This is a genomic window from Micromonospora sp. MP36, from assembly GCF_008119785.1.
Lineage (GTDB): Bacteria > Actinomycetota > Actinomycetes > Mycobacteriales > Micromonosporaceae > Micromonospora.
On record NZ_VSFA01000071.1, the window covers coordinates 22,481 to 37,378 of the forward strand.

Genomic DNA, 14,898 nt, shown 5'->3' on the forward strand with positions numbered 1-14,898 from the left:
TCACCGTCCGGGCCGCGCGGCGTGCAGGTCGGCGGCCTGGCTGCCGTAGCCGTAGGTGCCGGGCAGCTCCGCGAGGATCTGTTCGGTGGGGCCAGTGACGGCGCGGCCGCCGTGGATGAGGCAGGCGGTGTCGGCGAGGTCGCGGGCCAGGCGCAGGTCGTGGGTGCTCAGCAGCACGGCGGTGCCCGCGGCGGCGAGGTCCCGCAGTTGCGTCACGATGACGTCCTGGCTGGTGACGTCGAGCCCGTTGAAGGGTTCGTCCATGAGCATCAGTCGGGTCTGGGCGGCGATGGCGCGGGCGAGCAGGACCCGTTGGCGTTGGCCTCCGGACAGCAGCCCGAAGCGGGTGCGTGCGCGGTCGGCCAGCCCGACGCGGGCCAGCGCGTCTGCGGCGACGGCGCGGTCGGCCGGACGGATTTGCCGTAGCCAGCGGGTGGGCCGGTAGCGGCCCATTAGCACGACGTCGGCGGCGGTGACGGGGAAGTCCGCGTCGAGGGTGTCGACCTGCGGCACGTAGGCGGCCGCGCCGCGGGCCTGCCGCGCCGGCCGTCCGGCGACGGTGATCGTGCCGGCAAGGACGTCGGCGAGCCCGACGACGGCCTTGATGAGGGTGGACTTGCCGGCGCCGTTGGCGCCGACGAGGGCGACGATCTGGCCGGGCGCCACCGTGAGATTCACGTCGGTGAGGACGGCGCAGCGCCGGTAGCCGACGTCGGCCTGCGCGAGGTGCAGGGCGGAATCGGCTACCGGCGCGGCGGTGGGCTCAGCCACCGAGGGCCGCCACGATGGTGTCGGTGTTGTGTTCCTCGGCGCCGAGGTAGGTGCCCTGCGGGGTGCCTTCGGGGCCGAGGCTGTCGCCGTAGAGGGCGTCCTCCCCGCCGACCACCTTCACGCCTGCCTGGCGGGCGATCGCCTCGGCGGCCTTGGGCGGCAGGGAACTCTCGCTGAAGATTGCCTTCGTGCCGGTGGCCTTGATCTTCGCGACCAGGTCGTTGATCTGGGTGGCGGACAGTTCGGCGCTGGTGTCCAGGCTGGGGATCACCGCGCCGATGAACTGCAGCTGGTAGCGGTCGATGTAGTAGCCGAACGCGTCGTGGTTGGTGACCAGCTTGCGGGCGTCCGCCGGCAGGGCGGCGAACTTCCGCACGTTGTCACCGTCGAGCTTGTCCAGCTTCGCCGCGTACGCCTGGAAGTTCGCCCGGTAGGCGTCGGCGTGGCCGGGGTCGGCGGTGACGAGGGCCTTCTCGATGTTCTCCGCCATGATCTTGGCATTGCGGGGGTTGTGCCAGATGTGCGGGTCGCCCTCCTTCATCTCCTCGTCGCCGGGGTCGCCCTTGCGCAGGGCCACTCCCTGGGAGGTGTCGACGACGGTTCCCTTGAAACCGGCCGAGGAGATGGTGTCGTCGAGCCATTCCTCTAGTCCGACGCCGTTCTTGATGACGAGCTTGGCGGCCCCGATCGCCTGGATGTCGGCGGGAGTGGGCTCGTAGTCGTGGGGATCGGCGTTCGGCTTGATGATCTGGGTGACCCTGACGGCGTCGCCGCCGACGTTGCGCGTGAAATCGGCCACCTCGGGCGTCGTGGCGACCACCGCGATAGTGCCGTTCTTCGCCGCGGTCGCGGTGCCGGTGTCGGTTTCGGCACCGCAGCCAGCGGCGGCGCCGATCGTCGCTATAGCCAGGACGGTGCCGAGCGTACGGATGGACAGGTTCACAACCGCTCCTTGCTCATTGGATGAGCGGAACGGTATCCATTTCCAATAAGCCCGTCTAGCTGTCAGGTGCTCATATCAGCACCCGTGCAACCATCGCCGGTCCTACTCGTACGGTTCGGCGGGTGCGGGGATGTGTTGCCAGTCCTCCACCTGGAAATAGGGAACATCGGCGTCGTTGACGGGGTCCTTGACGGTGTGCGGAACCCACCGGCCAGTGGTCCGTACCCAGGTGTTCGCCGGCGCCTGCGGCACCTGGCCACGCAGGCCGATCTTGATGGGGACGCCGTCGGCGGCACAGCAGCTGAGGATGATGCGGGCGAGCATGGGCTGCCGGTCCGGCCCGGGGGCGAGGAAGCCGGTCAGCTGGATGCGCCAGTCCTGCAGGGTCCGGCCGTGGTCATAGACGGCCCGGTAGCCGTAGTCGAGGAGGGTGAGCTCGGCCGGGTCGCCGGGCGGCAGGGGCGGGTAGGCGACCTCCCGGTTGTCGGTCAGGGCGGAGCCGGCACGTGCGGCGGTGTCGGCGCCGAGTGCCGGCGGGACGACGAAGAGCAGGGCTAGCGCCGGCAGCAGCAGCAACCAGCCGACGGCCGGTCCCGAGTGGCCGTGCCCGTGCCCGTCGTCGTCCGGCCCGGCCTCCGGCCCGTTGAGATGGCGCAGCTCCTGCAGGAGTGCCACGATCGCGGTGATGACCAGCAGCGTTCCGGCGGCGATGAGGAACGGTCGCAGTCCCTGTTTGACGTAGCGCAGGTACAGGTCGGTGACGCTGACGCGCAGGATCGCGCCGCCGAGGAACACCATCACCACGGCCTGAGCGGCCCGGTTCACCAGATCATCGTCCCGACCGCGACCGCGACCGCGACCGCGACCGCGACCGCGACCGCGACGAGCACGGCGAGGGCGAAGGTGGCCGGGGCGAACCGGGCGGCGAACCGCCGCCCGAACATGCCGGCCTGCATGGACACGAGTTCTGCAGACGCGGGTCGGAAACCAGTGCGCCGACCTGCCGGTGCAGGATGCCGACCAGGATGAGCAGGGCGACCAACACCTCGACCGAGCCGATCGCCCGGTCCCTGCGATGGGGGGTGGCGGGCGGGAGGTCTGGGGTCGCCGAAACGGTTGGCGTGACGTCGGCTGCGGTGCTCAGGACGAATCACCTTCTCCGGTCAACGATCGCATCCTAGTGTGATCACCCCATCACAGGGAGTTCAGACGTGTGACGCGCATCGCCGTAGGGAGCCGGGGGCGGGCATCGCGAATGGCGATCTGTTCACGGCGCCGATTGCGCCGCGGGCCCTGCGGTGGCTCCATGCGCTGGACCACGCACAGGCCGGCGAACACACGGGGTGTGAACATATGCGCAATGCATAATGGGTTCCGATGTCACGTGACCACCAGGGCCACGGGCAGAAAAGGAATCGGGCGCCGAGGCAGGCGCCGTGACGAGCGGAGACGGCAGACGGTGACAGAGGCAATGCCCACAGCGACCCGCAACACCCGGCAGCGCGCCGAGGTGCTGGCGCTGCTGCGCGAGGTGGAGGGCTTCCACAGCGCGCAGCAGCTGCACCAGATGCTCATCGACCGCAAGGCGCGAGTCGGCCTGACCACCGTCTACCGGACGCTGCAGATGCTGGTGGACAGCGGCGAGATCGACTCGACCAGGTTGCCAGGCGGGGAATATCTGTACCGGCGGTGCAGCCAGAGCCGGCACCACCATCACCTGGTGTGCCGGGAGTGCGGCCGCGCGGTCGAAGTCGCCGGCCCTGCCGTGGAGCGGTGGGCCGACCAGGTGGCCAGCCAGCACGGTTTCACCGACGTCGGTCACACTCTGGAGATCTTCGGCACCTGCGGCAAATGCGCTGCCTGACGGGCGGCTCCGTGGGTCAGCGACCCACCACCGCGGGCTCGCTGACCGCCTGCGGTCCCATCCGGAACTGCGGATCGATCTGATCGGTGAGATCCGCCCCGGCGCGCTCGTTGGCCCACGCGGCGGCGTTGCGCCGGTGGAACTCGTGCGCCCACCGGGTGAAGGCCGCCCAGTCCTGCGGTGTGTCGTCCACCGCCTCAAGGAGCTGGGCGAGAGCTGCCTGGTTGGCGGGCTCGAGTTCGGTCAGTGGGCCGACGGTGCCCCGTTCCGCTCGGCGTACGTAGCCGGATCTGCTGAACCAGGTCAACAGGTCGCCGCCGACGTGCTCGCGGAGGAACTCCAGGTCGGTAGCGTCCTCGACCTTGTTCCCGACCACCGACAGGGCCACGCCGTAGTCGCGGGCGTAGCCGGCGTACTGCCGGTAGACCCCGACGCTGCGCACGGTCGGCTCGCACACCAGCACGGTGCGGTCGAAGCGGGTGAACAGTCCGGAGGCGAACGAGTCCGCGCCCGCGGTCATGTCCACCACCACGTACTCGCCGGGTCCGTCGAGCATGTGGTTGAGCAGCAGCTCCACCGCTCCCACCTTCGAGTGGTAGCAGGCCACCCCGAGATCCTCGGCGGCGAACTCGCCGGTGACCGCCAACCGCACTCCACCGACCTCCCGCACGCAGGCGTTGTAGATCGGGTTGTCCTCGACCACCCGCAGCAGCCGCGAACCGCGCCCCGGCGGAGTCGTCTTGACCATTCGATCCGCACCGGTGATGCGGGGGTTGGCGCCGCGAAGGTAGGCCTTGATGGCCGGCAGGTGCTCACCGAGCGGCTTCACCGGCGGCGGCGCGTCCGCATCGCCGCCGAGGGCGGCAGCGAGGTGCTGGTTGATGTCGGCGTCGATGGCGAGCACCGGCAGGCCCTGGCCCACGAGATAGCGGGCGAACAGCGCGGCGAGAGTGGTCTTGCCGCTGCCGCCCTTGCCCACGAACGCGACCTTCACCGCTGCCGCCCTCCCCTTCTATTGGAAACCATTTCCATGAGCGGGAGCGTACGTGATGGGTCGGGCCTGCCGAGCGGTATCCGGGCGACTCGCCGCAACGATTCGCCATCGGGCAGTCCATCCACTTCTCGGTCGCCACTACCTCCGGCGCAACACCTCGCCGCTGAACCGTCGTATGGTGCGCAGGGTCGTCGCGCGGTCCCCGGTCATTTCGACCAGAAACAGCAGATGCCGCACACCGGGAAGTGCCGCGGCCGCGTCCACGGCCGCCCGGCAGCGCCGCGGCGACCCGACCGGGTGCATGGCGATCAGACGTCGGACGTACTCGTCGATGTCGGGCGGACCGGCCATGGCGCCGTCGAGACGGACGTACTCCCTGGTGCCGGCCAGCAACTCCGGGAGCCGCTCTCGCACCGTCCGGGCTGCATCCGCGTCGGTGTCCTCGACGTGCGCCAGATGGGCGCTGGCGTGCGGCACCTGCGTGCTGTCGTGGCCGTGCGCGGCGGCGACCTGCGTGTACCGGTCGACCAACGACCGCTTCTCCGCCAGGTCGGCGTGCAGGCCGAGCAGCAGCGGGAGGCCGCGGCGGGCGGCGAGGTCCACGGTGGCGGGTGAGGTCGCCGCGACCCACGTCGGCACCCGCCGGCGGGGCCGGGGCACCACCTGCACCCGCCGGAAGGGGAACCTCCCGTTGCCGGCGACCTGCGCCGCGCCGGACAGCCACCGCAGCACGATCTCCACCGCGTCGGCGAAGCCGTGCGTGTAGCGATCCAGGCCGGTGCCGAAAACCTCGAGGTCTACCCATGGTCCGCCCCGGGCGACCCCCAGTCGAAACCGGCCCCCGGACAGTTCGTCGAGCAGCACCGCCTCCTCGGCCAGGCTCACCGGGTGTCGGACCGACAGCACGCAGGCGGCGGTGCCGACGGTGATGCGGCGGGTCGCCCCGAGCAGGTGCGCCGCGAAGGTGATGGCAGACGGGCACACACCGTAGGAGATGAAATGGTGCTCGGCGACCCAGACGCCGGCGTAGCCGGCGGCCTCCGCGGCCAGGCCGTAGCGGTGCGCGTCCGCCAACGCCTGCGCGTGCGTGCCGCCGGTGCGGTGCCCGGCGAGCAGGAACAGGTGCCATTGGACCTGCTCGCCGGGCCGCGAGGTGTCGGGCGGTTCAGCAGTCACGCAGCTCTGGTGACTGGTTGAGCAGTTGTCCCCGGGTCGAGATGAACCTGCGGTACGTGTCGGAGTCCACGGCGCCCAGCCGGAACGCCGCCACCCGGTGGCAGTTCTGGAACGCCAGCTTCACCCCGAAGTGGCGCTCCAGGCTCGCCCGGATGGCGTCGCTGGCCAGCGCGCGCAGCAACTGCCCGCGCTCCGCCTCGGTGGGCGGTGGTACGACGTTGTCGGCGAATGCGGTGTCAGACGATTCCAGGTCGGCGACCACACGACTGACGGTGTCCCAGGCGTACGGAAGGGAGTCCCGGACGCAGGCGACGAAGGCGTCGTCGTCCACGGGGCCGGTCTCGGCGGCTTCGAGCAGGGCAGGCGGCACGGTGAGAGACATGGTCCTCCTCAGGGCCTTAACGACCATGATTGCCGTTAGCGTTACGCTCCGAGCACATCACGTCACCGGGTCCACGTCAACACTCGACACCTATCCCGGCCCAGGTGGCCACTGCTGGTCGTCTTTGCTCGGACCGGCGCATCGCTGGTGCGGACTGATGCAAGCCGCTGCCGCACGTTCGGTGACATTCGAATCGGAATTCATTATCGTGATCTCGTCCGCGAGGCAGGGGGTACGTACCTCAGGTGAGGCGGACCCGGCCGGCGTCGCTCACCCAGGGGCGCACGTCGGCCGCGCCTCTTCGCCTCCGTTCGCCTCTTCATCGGTGTGACCGTGCAGCCGCCCGCCGCGATATCGGATGCCAGGCACCAAAGATGAAATCGGCTGTCATCGCAGGGACTGCTTATGGAGCTGGTACCTCCGGCAATAGATAGATCCCTGAGGCGACGCGGCGCCCCTCTCACCGGTGCCCGCCCGTTGCCGTCGACCGAGCACGGAGACGACCAATCCCGCGACGCTGCTGCCTGTCCGGGTGGGTACTGCGGTACTACGCCGGAACCGGGAGATCATTCCGTGGTACCGCCGCCGGAGGGCGTTCGGTCTCTAGCGTCCTTGACGGGACGCCGGAAACGCGGCGGGGTCGAGGCGAGGGATGGCCGATGATCGAGGCACGGCAGCTGACGAAGCGGTACGGCGAGAAGACGGCGGTCGACCGCCTCGACTTCGAGGTGAAGCCCGGCATGGTGACCGGGTTCCTCGGGCCGAACGGTGCGGGGAAGTCCACCACCATGAGCTTGATCATCGGGCTGGACGCTCCGACCAGCGGGTCGGTGACCGTCAACGGCCGGCGGTACGCGCGCCACACGGCGCCGCTGCAGGAGGTCGGAGCGCTGCTGGAGGCGCGGTCGATCCACCCGGGCCGCACCGCGTTCGACCACCTGATGGTCCTCTCCCACACCCACGGTATCCCGCGGCGGCGGGTCGACGAGATGATCGAACTGACCGGGTTGCAGTCCGTGGCGCGCAAGCGTGCCGGGTCGTTTTCGCTGGGCATGGGGCAGCGGCTCGGCATCGCCGCCGCGCTGCTCGGCGACCCGGCCACGGTGATGCTCGACGAGCCCGTCAACGGCCTCGACCCCGAGGGCGTGCTGTGGATACGCAACCTGCTCGCCGGGCTCGCCGCCGAGGGCCGCACGGTGTTTGTGTCGTCGCACCTGATGGCCGAGGTGGCGCTCGTCGCCGAGCACCTCATCGTCGTCGGGCGCGGACGGCTGCTCGCCGACAGCACCGTGCAGGACCTGGTGCGCCAGGCCGGCGGCGACACCGTCACCGTGGCCACCGCGGACCCGGCCCGGCTGCGGGCCGCACTGGCCGGCCCGGGCGTCGAGATCACCGGGCGGGCCGGCTCCGAGCAGCTGCAGGTGAGCGGCCTGTCGGCACGGCAGATCGGGCTCGTGGCCGCCGAGCACGGCATCGCCCTGTTCGAGCTCACCCCGAAGCACGTATCGCTGGAGGAGGCGTTCATGGATCTGACGAGGGACGCCGTGGAGTACCACGGTGCCGTGACGAGCGGGGTGGCGGCATGAGCACTGTCATGGAGCCTCGCCCGGCCGGAGCCGGCGCCGGGCCGGTGTCGCGGCCCGCGTACAAGGTCACTGGGCGGCGGGTGCTCCGCTCGGAGTGGGCGAAGCTGTGGACGCTGCGCTCCACCTGGATCACGCTCGCCCTCGGGCTGGCCGGCCTGCTGGTGTTCGGCAGCATCGCGGCAGTGCGGTACAAGTCGCTGGCCACCTCTGGCGGCACCCGGGCGGGCTCGGGGGAGTTCGTCAACGCGAGCGCGGTGGCCCTGACACTGTTCGGCGTACGGTTCGGTCAGCTGGCGCTCGGCGTGCTCGGCGTGCTGGTCGCCGCGGGTGAGTACGGGCAGGGCGCGCCCAACATCCGGAGATTCTGTCCATGGGTGTGGCGATTGCTACGTGAGCACCAGCTGTCCGAGTTCCTGGGTGCATCGGGTGAGCGCGACGTAGAGGCCGTTCCAGCCGCGTGGTTCAGCGGCGATGCCCTGGGGGTCAATGAGTAATGTCGCGTCCCATTCCAGTCCCTTGGACTGGGTCGCGGTGAGCACCGGCACATCGCTCAGCACGGCTAGGAGTTCGGCGATGCGGTCGGCGGGGGCGATGACGCCAACCGTACCGCCATGCCACCGTTGCTGCAGCTGTCGCACAGCTTGGGCAGCGGCGCCGGCAAGCTCGGCGGGCGTGATCGTGAGCACCCAGGGGGCGATGCCGGAGGAGCGTACCGCCCGTGGTGGCGCGTTGTGGCTGCCAGCTTTTTTCAAGACGGGTTCGGTGAGGTCCATAACCTCACGCGGGGTTCGGTAGCAGATGGTGAGTTCCGCGCCGGTCCAGCGGTCTCCGAAAGCAGCCTGCACCGCTTGTGCCCAGCTGGTGTGCCGGTGTGCTGCCTCCGCTTGATCGATGTCGCCGACCGCGGTGATGGAGCGACTGGGACAACGCCGTAGGACCATTTGCCACTGCATCTCGGACAGCTCTTGCGCCTCGTCGATGACGACGTGGCCGTACACCCAGTCGCGCTGCCGGCGAGCATGATCGGCGACGAACTCGCCCTGTGGCTGCGGGGCTTCGACCTCGCCTAGCAGGTCGGCGAGGGCGTCGAGCAGGGGGATGTCGCTCGATGCCCACAGTGCGGGCTCGGCCGAGACGGCGGTGATCTCCTCCATGGACAACTGCGGGGCAAACCGGGCTAGCAGGGTGCGGTCGGTCAGGAGATCACACAGTAGGGTTTCGGCGTCGAGGGTGGGCCACCATGCCTCGATGAACCGGGCGATGGTGGCGTTCTCCGCGATACGATAACGAAGATTCTCTATCTCTTCCTCGGAGAGCAATCCGTCGACGTCACTGCCGGTGGACCTCCTGCCGACATGGTGGTCATGCTGCATTCCCCTGTCGACGCGGGCGAGGATGTCCTCGAAGCCCTCCTCCATCTCGTTCATCAGCGCCTCGCGCTGCTCTGCGACGGCTTCGGCAAGGATGTGGTGCAGCTGCTCGGCGAACGCCGTGCGGGCGCGGTGGTACGGGCGTCCCTGCACCGCCGAGGCGAGCGCCTGTGCCACTGTGGCGGCTGTGATGACGTAGAACTCGCCCTCCCAGCGCAGCTTCAGCTCACGGGGCCGGGGGAGCAGCGACGTGACGTAGTTTTCGAGCGCGGGTTGCCAGAGGGCGCGGCCCTTGATTTCGGCGAGAAGCCGGCTCTCGTCGCGGCCCACGCGGATCTCGGGCAGCAGAGTGTCGCAGGTCGCCGAGACGACGGCGGTCTCACCGAGCGCGGGTAGCACCTGAGCGATGTACTGGAGGAACCGCGGCGAGGGGCCGAGGACCAGGACCGCTTGGTCGGCCATCTTTCGGTGGGCGAACAGCAGGTAGGCGACGCGGTGCAGAGCCACCACGGTCTTGCCGGTGCCGGGACCGCCCTGAACGATCAGCGGGCCGGTCGCCTCGGCCCGGATGATGTCGTCCTGTTCGCGTTGCAGCGTGGAGATCGCCGTTGCCATGCGGCCGGTGCGCCGCTGGTCGAGGGCGGCAAGTAGAGCGCCTTCACCGACGAGTTCCGCCGTTATGGTCCCGTCCAGTGGCTCGTCGTCCACGCCGACGACGACCGATCCCGTCGTGCGTATGTGACGGCGCCGGGCCTGACCTTGTGAGTCGACGGCCGTCGCGGTGTAGAACGGTCGCGCTGCGGGAGCGCGCCAGTCCACCAGCAGTGGCTCGCTGTCCTCGCCGTCGTTGCGGAGACCGACACGGCCCACATGTCGCACGGTGCCATCGAGGCCGTCGAGGCGGCCGAAGACCAGCCCTTCCCGTGCTCGCCGTAGCTCTTCGTACTGCTGGCGGAGCATGCGCTGCCGGGCCCGTTCCAACGAGTCCAGGGCCTCTGACGAAAGCTCGACCTGTAGGTGGTCGACCAGTCTGTCGCGCCGGGCCGTGGCCAAGTCGAGAAACTCCTGTTCCTCGGCGACCGCGGATCGGCGCGCGGTGCCCTCTGCCGTAGAAGTCGGCGGTTCGCCGTTCGGTGTTACGTCGTTGACGCCAGCAGTGCCGTTGTTCAGAGCAGACTTCCGGCGCATTCGCAAATCCTTGTATCGGTGTCCCCTCGGCCCGGATGGGCCGCAGCGCATTCGGCGGCAAGCATAGAGTTGGTTTCCCTCGTCGGCCAGGAACTCCGCCGGCAGAGATGGGAATCTCAATGCCTTGCAGTTTCGGCTCGATTGTGGCCTCACCCAATCTTGATTCGCTTATTGACAGTTCGGTCCTTATCTGATCTGAATGCCGACGGCGGCACTGCTCGCGGGCGACTCGACCACCGTGCGAACATCGGCCAGGACGAGCACCACGGATGGGCCGATACGGCCGCAGGCGACACCTCCTATCGTGAGGTCGTCATCAGCGCCGACGGCTACCGCAGCCCTGCGGTATTTCGTTACGCCCTGAGCGCGTGCCGACGCGGTTGAACTGCCGGACCACCTGTGCCCGCAAGGCATCCTGTTCGTTCTGCACACCGCGATCAGCTGGGAAGACACCCCTATTGGGTTGCCAACCACTCGACGACCGCTCTCGGGTTTGGCTCAGGGATGCCCTGCTGGCGCATACTGCGGGACTGTAACGACGCCGGCGTGTGGCAACGACTGCACGAGGTCCTGCTCGGCAGACTCCGCGCCACCGGGGCTCGGTCGGGTGGGCAAGCGCGCGTTGGAAGCGCAGCGCTGGGCGGCCGTCGATCGTTTATGCAAGCCGGTGCTTGCCTGTCAACGTCGGGTCACGCAATACCGATCACGGGTGGCGCGCGGCCCCCCGGTCGCCGAGCCCCCGCTCGGCCGCGCGCCACTCTCGACCCACTCGACCAAGATCGCCTGCGCGAAGCCACTCTGATGCGATGGTGCACCATCGGCATCCGCTCATGGCCTTCCGGCAGGCCGAGCCCCACAACGGTGCTGTCGCCGGCAGGAGCGGATGCGGACCGGTTCGCCCCGCCGAGGCGTCGAGGTAGCCGCCGAACAACGGCTGAGGTGCCGCCGTGTCGCCGCGCCGCCACGCCTCGAGAAGATCACCCCCGACAACGTCCTGGCCGCCTGCGCGATCACCGTCCGCCCGGCCAAGAGGGACTGGTCGCCCCGGTGGTCCGGTCCCTTGTCGCTGTTTTCGTCAGTCAAGCATTTCGCGGCAGCGCGCCCCACCACGGAGACCCCGCAGGAACCACGGGAGCGGCTGCGCCGAATCGGTCGGGCCGTGCCGATGGTTGGGGTGTTCACGCTGGTCACCCTGGTGTTTCTCGCCCTCCTCCCATCGGGGCTGACCGCCCTGCTCGGCTCCCTCACCAATGTGGCCGTGACGGCGTTGCTCGTGCTCGGCGGGTATGCCTGGGTCATGGGCCGCGCGGTCCGCCGCCATGGGACCGCCCCTCGATCGCGGCGGTGGGCGCCACGGTGCTGGCTACAGCGGCCTGGCTCGCGGTGGGCGATGCCTGGCGGAGCCAACAGCACCGTCCCGGCGTCGCGGACCCACGAGGCCCGGTTCAACGTCTGGCGCGAGGAGCACCAGTGACCGCCTGGCCGATCACCGACCCAACCGCTGCTATCACGTGCCCACATCGCCCGGGCAGATCGTGTGCACCTGCGTCGACTACATCAGGTGATCGAGGTGATCCGCCGCCGCAACCTCGCGGTCCTGCAGCATGGACTGACAGACGACCGCTCATACCGTTGTCGACGGTGTTGATTCGGGCGGCTCGTAGTGGGCGACCGATCAACGCGTCGGCGCGAGTTCCAGCCGCACTTGGCGCCGCGGCCGGTCCACCTCGGCGATCGTGACGGTGATCATCTCTCCCATCCCTGGCTCCCGGGTCAGAACTGACTCGTGGAGCAGTCCCGCGATGCCCGGCGCGACGCGGACGAAGACACCGAACGGCACCACCTTGACGACCGGACCGGACAACACCTCACCGACCCGGTCCGCGAACTGGACCAGTGGATCCTCCTGCAACGCCTTCAGCGACAGCTGCACCTGTCCACGGGTGGCGTCGAAGTCGAGCACCTCGGCGGAGACCTGCTGGCCAGCGTGCACCACGTCGGCAGGGTCGCAGAAGTACTCCCAGGTCAGCTCCGGAATCCGAATGAACCCGGTGCCGGGCGAGCCGGCCGGGTCCCCTTCGAGACGCACGAAGACGCCGAAGTTGTGGATCTCTGAGATGATTCCACGCACCACCGTGCCGCGCTTCGGCTGACCTCCAGACATGGCAGAACTGTATAGCCGAGGTAGCGACTTGCGGCTCCTGACCAGATGCACGCTTCTGCCGCTGGTCGGTGCCGGCGGATCTCGCCGGGTTGGGCGAGGAAGGCGGCATCAGGACGCGGCGATGCCGCCGGCATTCGAAGTTCGGCGATACGGCTCATGCGGAGACCATGGCGGATGACCAAGACTTAAGCGATGTCTCAGGGAATCGGGGGTGCGCCACGCGCCCAGGTGGCAATCACCGCTCTGCTCATCGTCGCCGGCGTGCTCATCCTGTTCGTCCCCGCCGGTGACGAGGGCCCAGTCCTCGTGCGGGTCAGCGAAGGTCACGGCCTATCCGCCGTAGACGGGGTCGGCGCGGCACTGCTGGCGTTCGGCGGCACCTGGCTCGAAGTGCTCGTGGTACGGCGCCTGCCGTACCTCGCCCTGCCCCCACGGGCCTTGTTCGGACTCGGCCTGTTAGCCGGCCTCGGCGTAGGGCTCCTGATCGCCTCAGTCTTTTCGGGATTCTTCTGGTGGTGGGCTGTCGGCACCACCGCACTTGGCGTAGCCATCCTCGTCCTCGTGCCCCTCACCGCGCGCCGTTGAGGTCGCTGACCGAGCGTCTGCTTCTGCCGCTGACCGCGGCGTCACGCAGCGTCACAGTAGGTCAATCAAGACGATGCTCGGTATTGCCGATGTCAGTGCAGGTGATCATCTCGATGAACCACTGAGGTTTGGCCTGGCGCCCCGCACAGGGCGGTCAGTCTCCAGTAGTCGACGAAGCTGAGTGGGGAGCTGGATGGCCGACACTGGGCGCCCGCCATTGATCACCAACGAGGGGACGCCGGTGACGCCGTGTTCGGCCGCGCGACGCCGGTCGGCTCGGACGTCTTCGGCGTAGTCGTCGCCGGTCAGGACAGCGCGGACCTCGGCGTCAGCGAGCCCTGCCTCGCCGCCGAGGCGTTGCAGGACCTGCGGGTCGGCGACGTTGAGCCCGTCGGTGTGGTAGGCGCGCAGCAGTTGCTCCATCATCTGGTCGGCTCGGCCTCGGTCAGCGGCGAGGTGGCACAGTCGGTGCGCGTCGAAGGTGTTGACCGGTCGGGCCCGATGCAGGTTGATCGTCAGGCCTTCCGCAGCGCCCAGAGCCTCAATTCTGGCTATCCGAGTCGGCGCCTGATCCCCCCACCAACCCGTCATGGCCTCCGCGGCGGTGAGGCCGGGGGTCCGGCCTTCATCAGGTGCCAGTTCGAAACTGCGCCAGATGATCTGTACCTTGTCCCGCTCGGTGACGTGCTCCAGCGCGGCGGTCAGGCGTCTCTTGCCGATATAGCACCATGGGCACAGCACATCGGCGTAGACCTCTACTCTCATGAACGTCCTTCGGTGAGGTGGCTATCGGTCACCCGGTGTCTGCCTCGGCCCGTGTTCCCCAGCCGAGGTAGACACCGGGTGTGGTCCATTCGGTTAGGCGTCGAGACGCTGTGGTCCCGGACCAACCTCGCGGACGACGGTGTAGGTGGGAACGCCACTCATGCGCGGCTCGGCCTTGCCGGACAGGCCCTCCAGGGCCTTACGGATGGCGGCCATCCGGCCTTCGGCGTCTGAGGTCTCCACAAAGTTGTGGTAGTCCGCCTCGCTGGCCCAACGCACGATGTTGTACACCCGGGTGCCGTCGGTGCTTACATGGAAGCGGGCCGACTGGTAGCCAGGATAAAAGCGCACCCAGCGCTCCTGGATCTCCGCGAAAACCGCTACCAACTCCTGTTGGGTACCGAGGCCGTCAACCGTGTAGTCGATGATCGAGTAGAAGCTGGCATCTGTACTCACGTACATACTCCTCAACATGCCGGGCAGGCCTGTTGCCATCCTGCAACCTCAACCAAAGTTGAGATCAACGGTGGGGTGTTGCAGCACCACTGTCAGAGGCAGGTAGCGCCGCTTGGGTCGCGCCCCACCAAGATCAGGTGCGCGGAAGTAGCCGCCGGTCGTGTGCGGCAGCCAACCGAACCTCTTGATCAGGTGCACCACGGCCACCGTTGGGGCACGGACTGGCCGGGCTGGTCACTCGGATGTTCCAAGGAAGGCGGGGTCGTCGAAGCCCATGTCGCGCATCTTCTCGGCGGAGAAGGCCACCATGATTTCGTCGCCGAGGATGAAGACGCGCCGTGGGTCGGGCAGCTGAGGGATGCCAGCGATGAACCAGACCGAACCTGCGGCGAAGTCCAGGCGCAACGCGACGGGCACGTCGACCGTGTGCGCCGGCGCGCCGATGCTGCCGTCCGCCTGCCAACTCGGCCCGATCCGGAACGGCTCCCAGCGGCAGGCCGTGCCGCGAACCCTCGATCCGAAAAGCGGAGCCCAGGGAATTCCACTCCTCCAGACGCCGCCAGCACGTCATCCCCGAGCCGAACCCCAGCTATTGGGGCAGGAACTCCCACTGGATGCCGGTATGCAACACGAACAAGATCCCGCACAGCACCT

Annotated in this window: 18 protein-coding genes; 5 read left to right on the forward strand and 13 right to left on the reverse strand. The window is 68.7% G+C overall.

Features of this window, described 5'->3' with window-relative positions:
- The 4 genes from FXF52_RS30140 to FXF52_RS41970 form a co-directional block, all read right to left on the reverse strand.
- Positions 1–771 (reverse strand): metal ABC transporter ATP-binding protein, encoded by a 771-nt coding sequence (locus FXF52_RS30140; protein ID WP_148801828.1) that lies wholly within the window; start codon positions 769–771, stop codon positions 1–3.
- Positions 764–1,714 (reverse strand): metal ABC transporter substrate-binding protein, encoded by a 951-nt coding sequence (locus FXF52_RS30145; RefSeq protein WP_148801830.1) that lies wholly within the window; start codon positions 1,712–1,714, stop codon positions 764–766. The genes FXF52_RS30140 and FXF52_RS30145 overlap by 8 nt, the downstream gene beginning before the upstream one ends.
- Positions 1,715–1,816: 102 nt before the next feature.
- The gene (locus tag FXF52_RS30150; protein WP_148801832.1) at positions 1,817–2,539 is read right to left on the reverse strand and encodes a TIGR03943 family protein; all 723 of its coding nucleotides are present in this window, start codon (positions 2,537–2,539) and stop codon (positions 1,817–1,819) included.
- The gene (locus tag FXF52_RS41970; RefSeq protein ID WP_187413802.1) at positions 2,536–2,676 is read right to left on the reverse strand and encodes a hypothetical protein; all 141 of its coding nucleotides are present in this window, start codon (positions 2,674–2,676) and stop codon (positions 2,536–2,538) included. Before FXF52_RS41970 ends, FXF52_RS30150 begins: the two co-directional genes overlap by 4 nt.
- A 509-nt stretch (positions 2,677–3,185) precedes the next feature.
- Between FXF52_RS41970 and FXF52_RS30160 the strand changes: the two genes are divergently transcribed.
- The gene (locus tag FXF52_RS30160; RefSeq protein ID WP_187413803.1) at positions 3,186–3,578 is read left to right on the forward strand and encodes a Fur family transcriptional regulator; all 393 of its coding nucleotides are present in this window, start codon (positions 3,186–3,188) and stop codon (positions 3,576–3,578) included.
- A 16-nt stretch (positions 3,579–3,594) separates the two neighbouring features.
- Here FXF52_RS30160 and FXF52_RS30165 read toward each other — a convergent pair whose 3' ends face one another.
- The 3 genes from FXF52_RS30165 to FXF52_RS30175 form a co-directional block, all read right to left on the reverse strand.
- Entirely contained in the window at positions 3,595–4,572 is a 978-nt protein-coding gene (locus tag FXF52_RS30165) for an ATP-binding protein (protein ID WP_148801838.1), read from the reverse strand.
- Between the two features lie 138 nt (positions 4,573–4,710).
- Entirely contained in the window at positions 4,711–5,748 is a 1,038-nt protein-coding gene (locus tag FXF52_RS30170; protein WP_148801840.1) for an LLM class flavin-dependent oxidoreductase, read from the reverse strand.
- Positions 5,738–6,130, reverse strand: a complete 393-nt coding sequence (locus tag FXF52_RS30175; RefSeq protein ID WP_148801842.1) for an SCO5389 family protein — start codon at positions 6,128–6,130, stop codon at positions 5,738–5,740. The genes FXF52_RS30170 and FXF52_RS30175 overlap by 11 nt, the downstream gene beginning before the upstream one ends.
- Before the next feature lie 659 nt (positions 6,131–6,789).
- Between FXF52_RS30175 and FXF52_RS30180 the strand changes: the two genes are divergently transcribed.
- Positions 6,790–7,716, forward strand: coding sequence for an ABC transporter ATP-binding protein (locus FXF52_RS30180; RefSeq protein ID WP_148801844.1), 927 nt, complete (start codon positions 6,790–6,792; stop codon positions 7,714–7,716).
- Positions 7,713–8,210, forward strand: coding sequence for a hypothetical protein (locus tag FXF52_RS30185; protein ID WP_148801846.1), 498 nt, complete (start codon positions 7,713–7,715; stop codon positions 8,208–8,210). The genes FXF52_RS30180 and FXF52_RS30185 overlap by 4 nt, the downstream gene beginning before the upstream one ends.
- On the opposite strand, the gene FXF52_RS30190 is transcribed toward FXF52_RS30185, so the two are convergent.
- Positions 8,103–10,274, reverse strand: coding sequence for a UvrD-helicase domain-containing protein (locus FXF52_RS30190; RefSeq protein WP_148801848.1), 2,172 nt, complete (start codon positions 10,272–10,274; stop codon positions 8,103–8,105). The two genes, FXF52_RS30185 and FXF52_RS30190, sit on opposite strands and share 108 nt — an antisense overlap.
- 883 nt (positions 10,275–11,157) lie before the next feature.
- Between FXF52_RS30190 and FXF52_RS30200 the strand changes: the two genes are divergently transcribed.
- A complete protein-coding gene (locus FXF52_RS30200) occupies positions 11,158–11,748 on the forward strand; it encodes a hypothetical protein (RefSeq protein ID WP_148801851.1) in 591 nt (196 codons plus the stop codon).
- Between the two features lie 201 nt (positions 11,749–11,949).
- On the opposite strand, the gene FXF52_RS30205 is transcribed toward FXF52_RS30200, so the two are convergent.
- Positions 11,950–12,438: a S1 RNA-binding domain-containing protein gene (locus FXF52_RS30205; protein WP_148801853.1), complete on the reverse strand. Its 489-nt coding sequence runs from the start codon at positions 12,436–12,438 to the stop codon at positions 11,950–11,952.
- 192 nt (positions 12,439–12,630) lie between these two features.
- Between FXF52_RS30205 and FXF52_RS30210 the strand changes: the two genes are divergently transcribed.
- On the forward strand, positions 12,631–13,023 hold the full coding sequence (locus tag FXF52_RS30210; RefSeq protein WP_148801855.1) for a hypothetical protein: 393 nt from the start codon (positions 12,631–12,633) through the stop codon (positions 13,021–13,023).
- A gap of 105 nt (positions 13,024–13,128) precedes the next feature.
- On the opposite strand, the gene FXF52_RS30215 is transcribed toward FXF52_RS30210, so the two are convergent.
- From FXF52_RS30215 to FXF52_RS41985, 4 genes are all read right to left on the reverse strand, one after another.
- Entirely contained in the window at positions 13,129–13,788 is a 660-nt protein-coding gene (locus FXF52_RS30215) for a DsbA family oxidoreductase (protein ID WP_148801857.1), read from the reverse strand.
- A gap of 93 nt (positions 13,789–13,881) precedes the next feature.
- Positions 13,882–14,283, reverse strand: a complete 402-nt coding sequence (locus FXF52_RS30220; protein WP_222870761.1) for an antibiotic biosynthesis monooxygenase — start codon at positions 14,281–14,283, stop codon at positions 13,882–13,884.
- Positions 14,284–14,292: 9 nt separating this feature from the next.
- Positions 14,293–14,442 carry a hypothetical protein gene (locus FXF52_RS41980; RefSeq protein ID WP_187413804.1) on the reverse strand — a complete coding sequence of 50 codons (150 nt, stop codon included), beginning with the start codon at positions 14,440–14,442 and terminating at the stop codon, positions 14,293–14,295.
- A 36-nt stretch (positions 14,443–14,478) separates the two neighbouring features.
- Positions 14,479–14,661, reverse strand: coding sequence for a hypothetical protein (locus FXF52_RS41985; RefSeq protein ID WP_187413805.1), 183 nt, complete (start codon positions 14,659–14,661; stop codon positions 14,479–14,481).
- Between the last annotated feature and the right edge of the window lie 237 nt (positions 14,662–14,898).

Coding starts and splice junctions, on each gene's coding strand:
- FXF52_RS30220 (WP_222870761.1), bottom strand. CDS start 14,283: ATGGCAACAGGCCTGCCCGGCATGTTGAGGAGTATGTACGTGAGTACA.
- FXF52_RS30215 (WP_148801857.1), bottom strand. CDS start 13,788: ATGAGAGTAGAGGTCTACGCCGATGTGCTGTGCCCATGGTGCTATATC.
- FXF52_RS30185 (WP_148801846.1), top strand. CDS start 7,713: ATGAGCACTGTCATGGAGCCTCGCCCGGCCGGAGCCGGCGCCGGGCCG.
- FXF52_RS30175 (WP_148801842.1), bottom strand. CDS start 6,130: ATGTCTCTCACCGTGCCGCCTGCCCTGCTCGAAGCCGCCGAGACCGGC.
- FXF52_RS30205 (WP_148801853.1), bottom strand. CDS start 12,438: ATGTCTGGAGGTCAGCCGAAGCGCGGCACGGTGGTGCGTGGAATCATC.
- FXF52_RS30180 (WP_148801844.1), top strand. CDS start 6,790: ATGATCGAGGCACGGCAGCTGACGAAGCGGTACGGCGAGAAGACGGCG.
- FXF52_RS30200 (WP_148801851.1), top strand. CDS start 11,158: ATGCGGACCGGTTCGCCCCGCCGAGGCGTCGAGGTAGCCGCCGAACAA.
- FXF52_RS30160 (WP_187413803.1), top strand. CDS start 3,186: ATGCCCACAGCGACCCGCAACACCCGGCAGCGCGCCGAGGTGCTGGCG.
- FXF52_RS30210 (WP_148801855.1), top strand. CDS start 12,631: ATGTCTCAGGGAATCGGGGGTGCGCCACGCGCCCAGGTGGCAATCACC.
- FXF52_RS30190 (WP_148801848.1), bottom strand. CDS start 10,274: ATGCGCCGGAAGTCTGCTCTGAACAACGGCACTGCTGGCGTCAACGAC.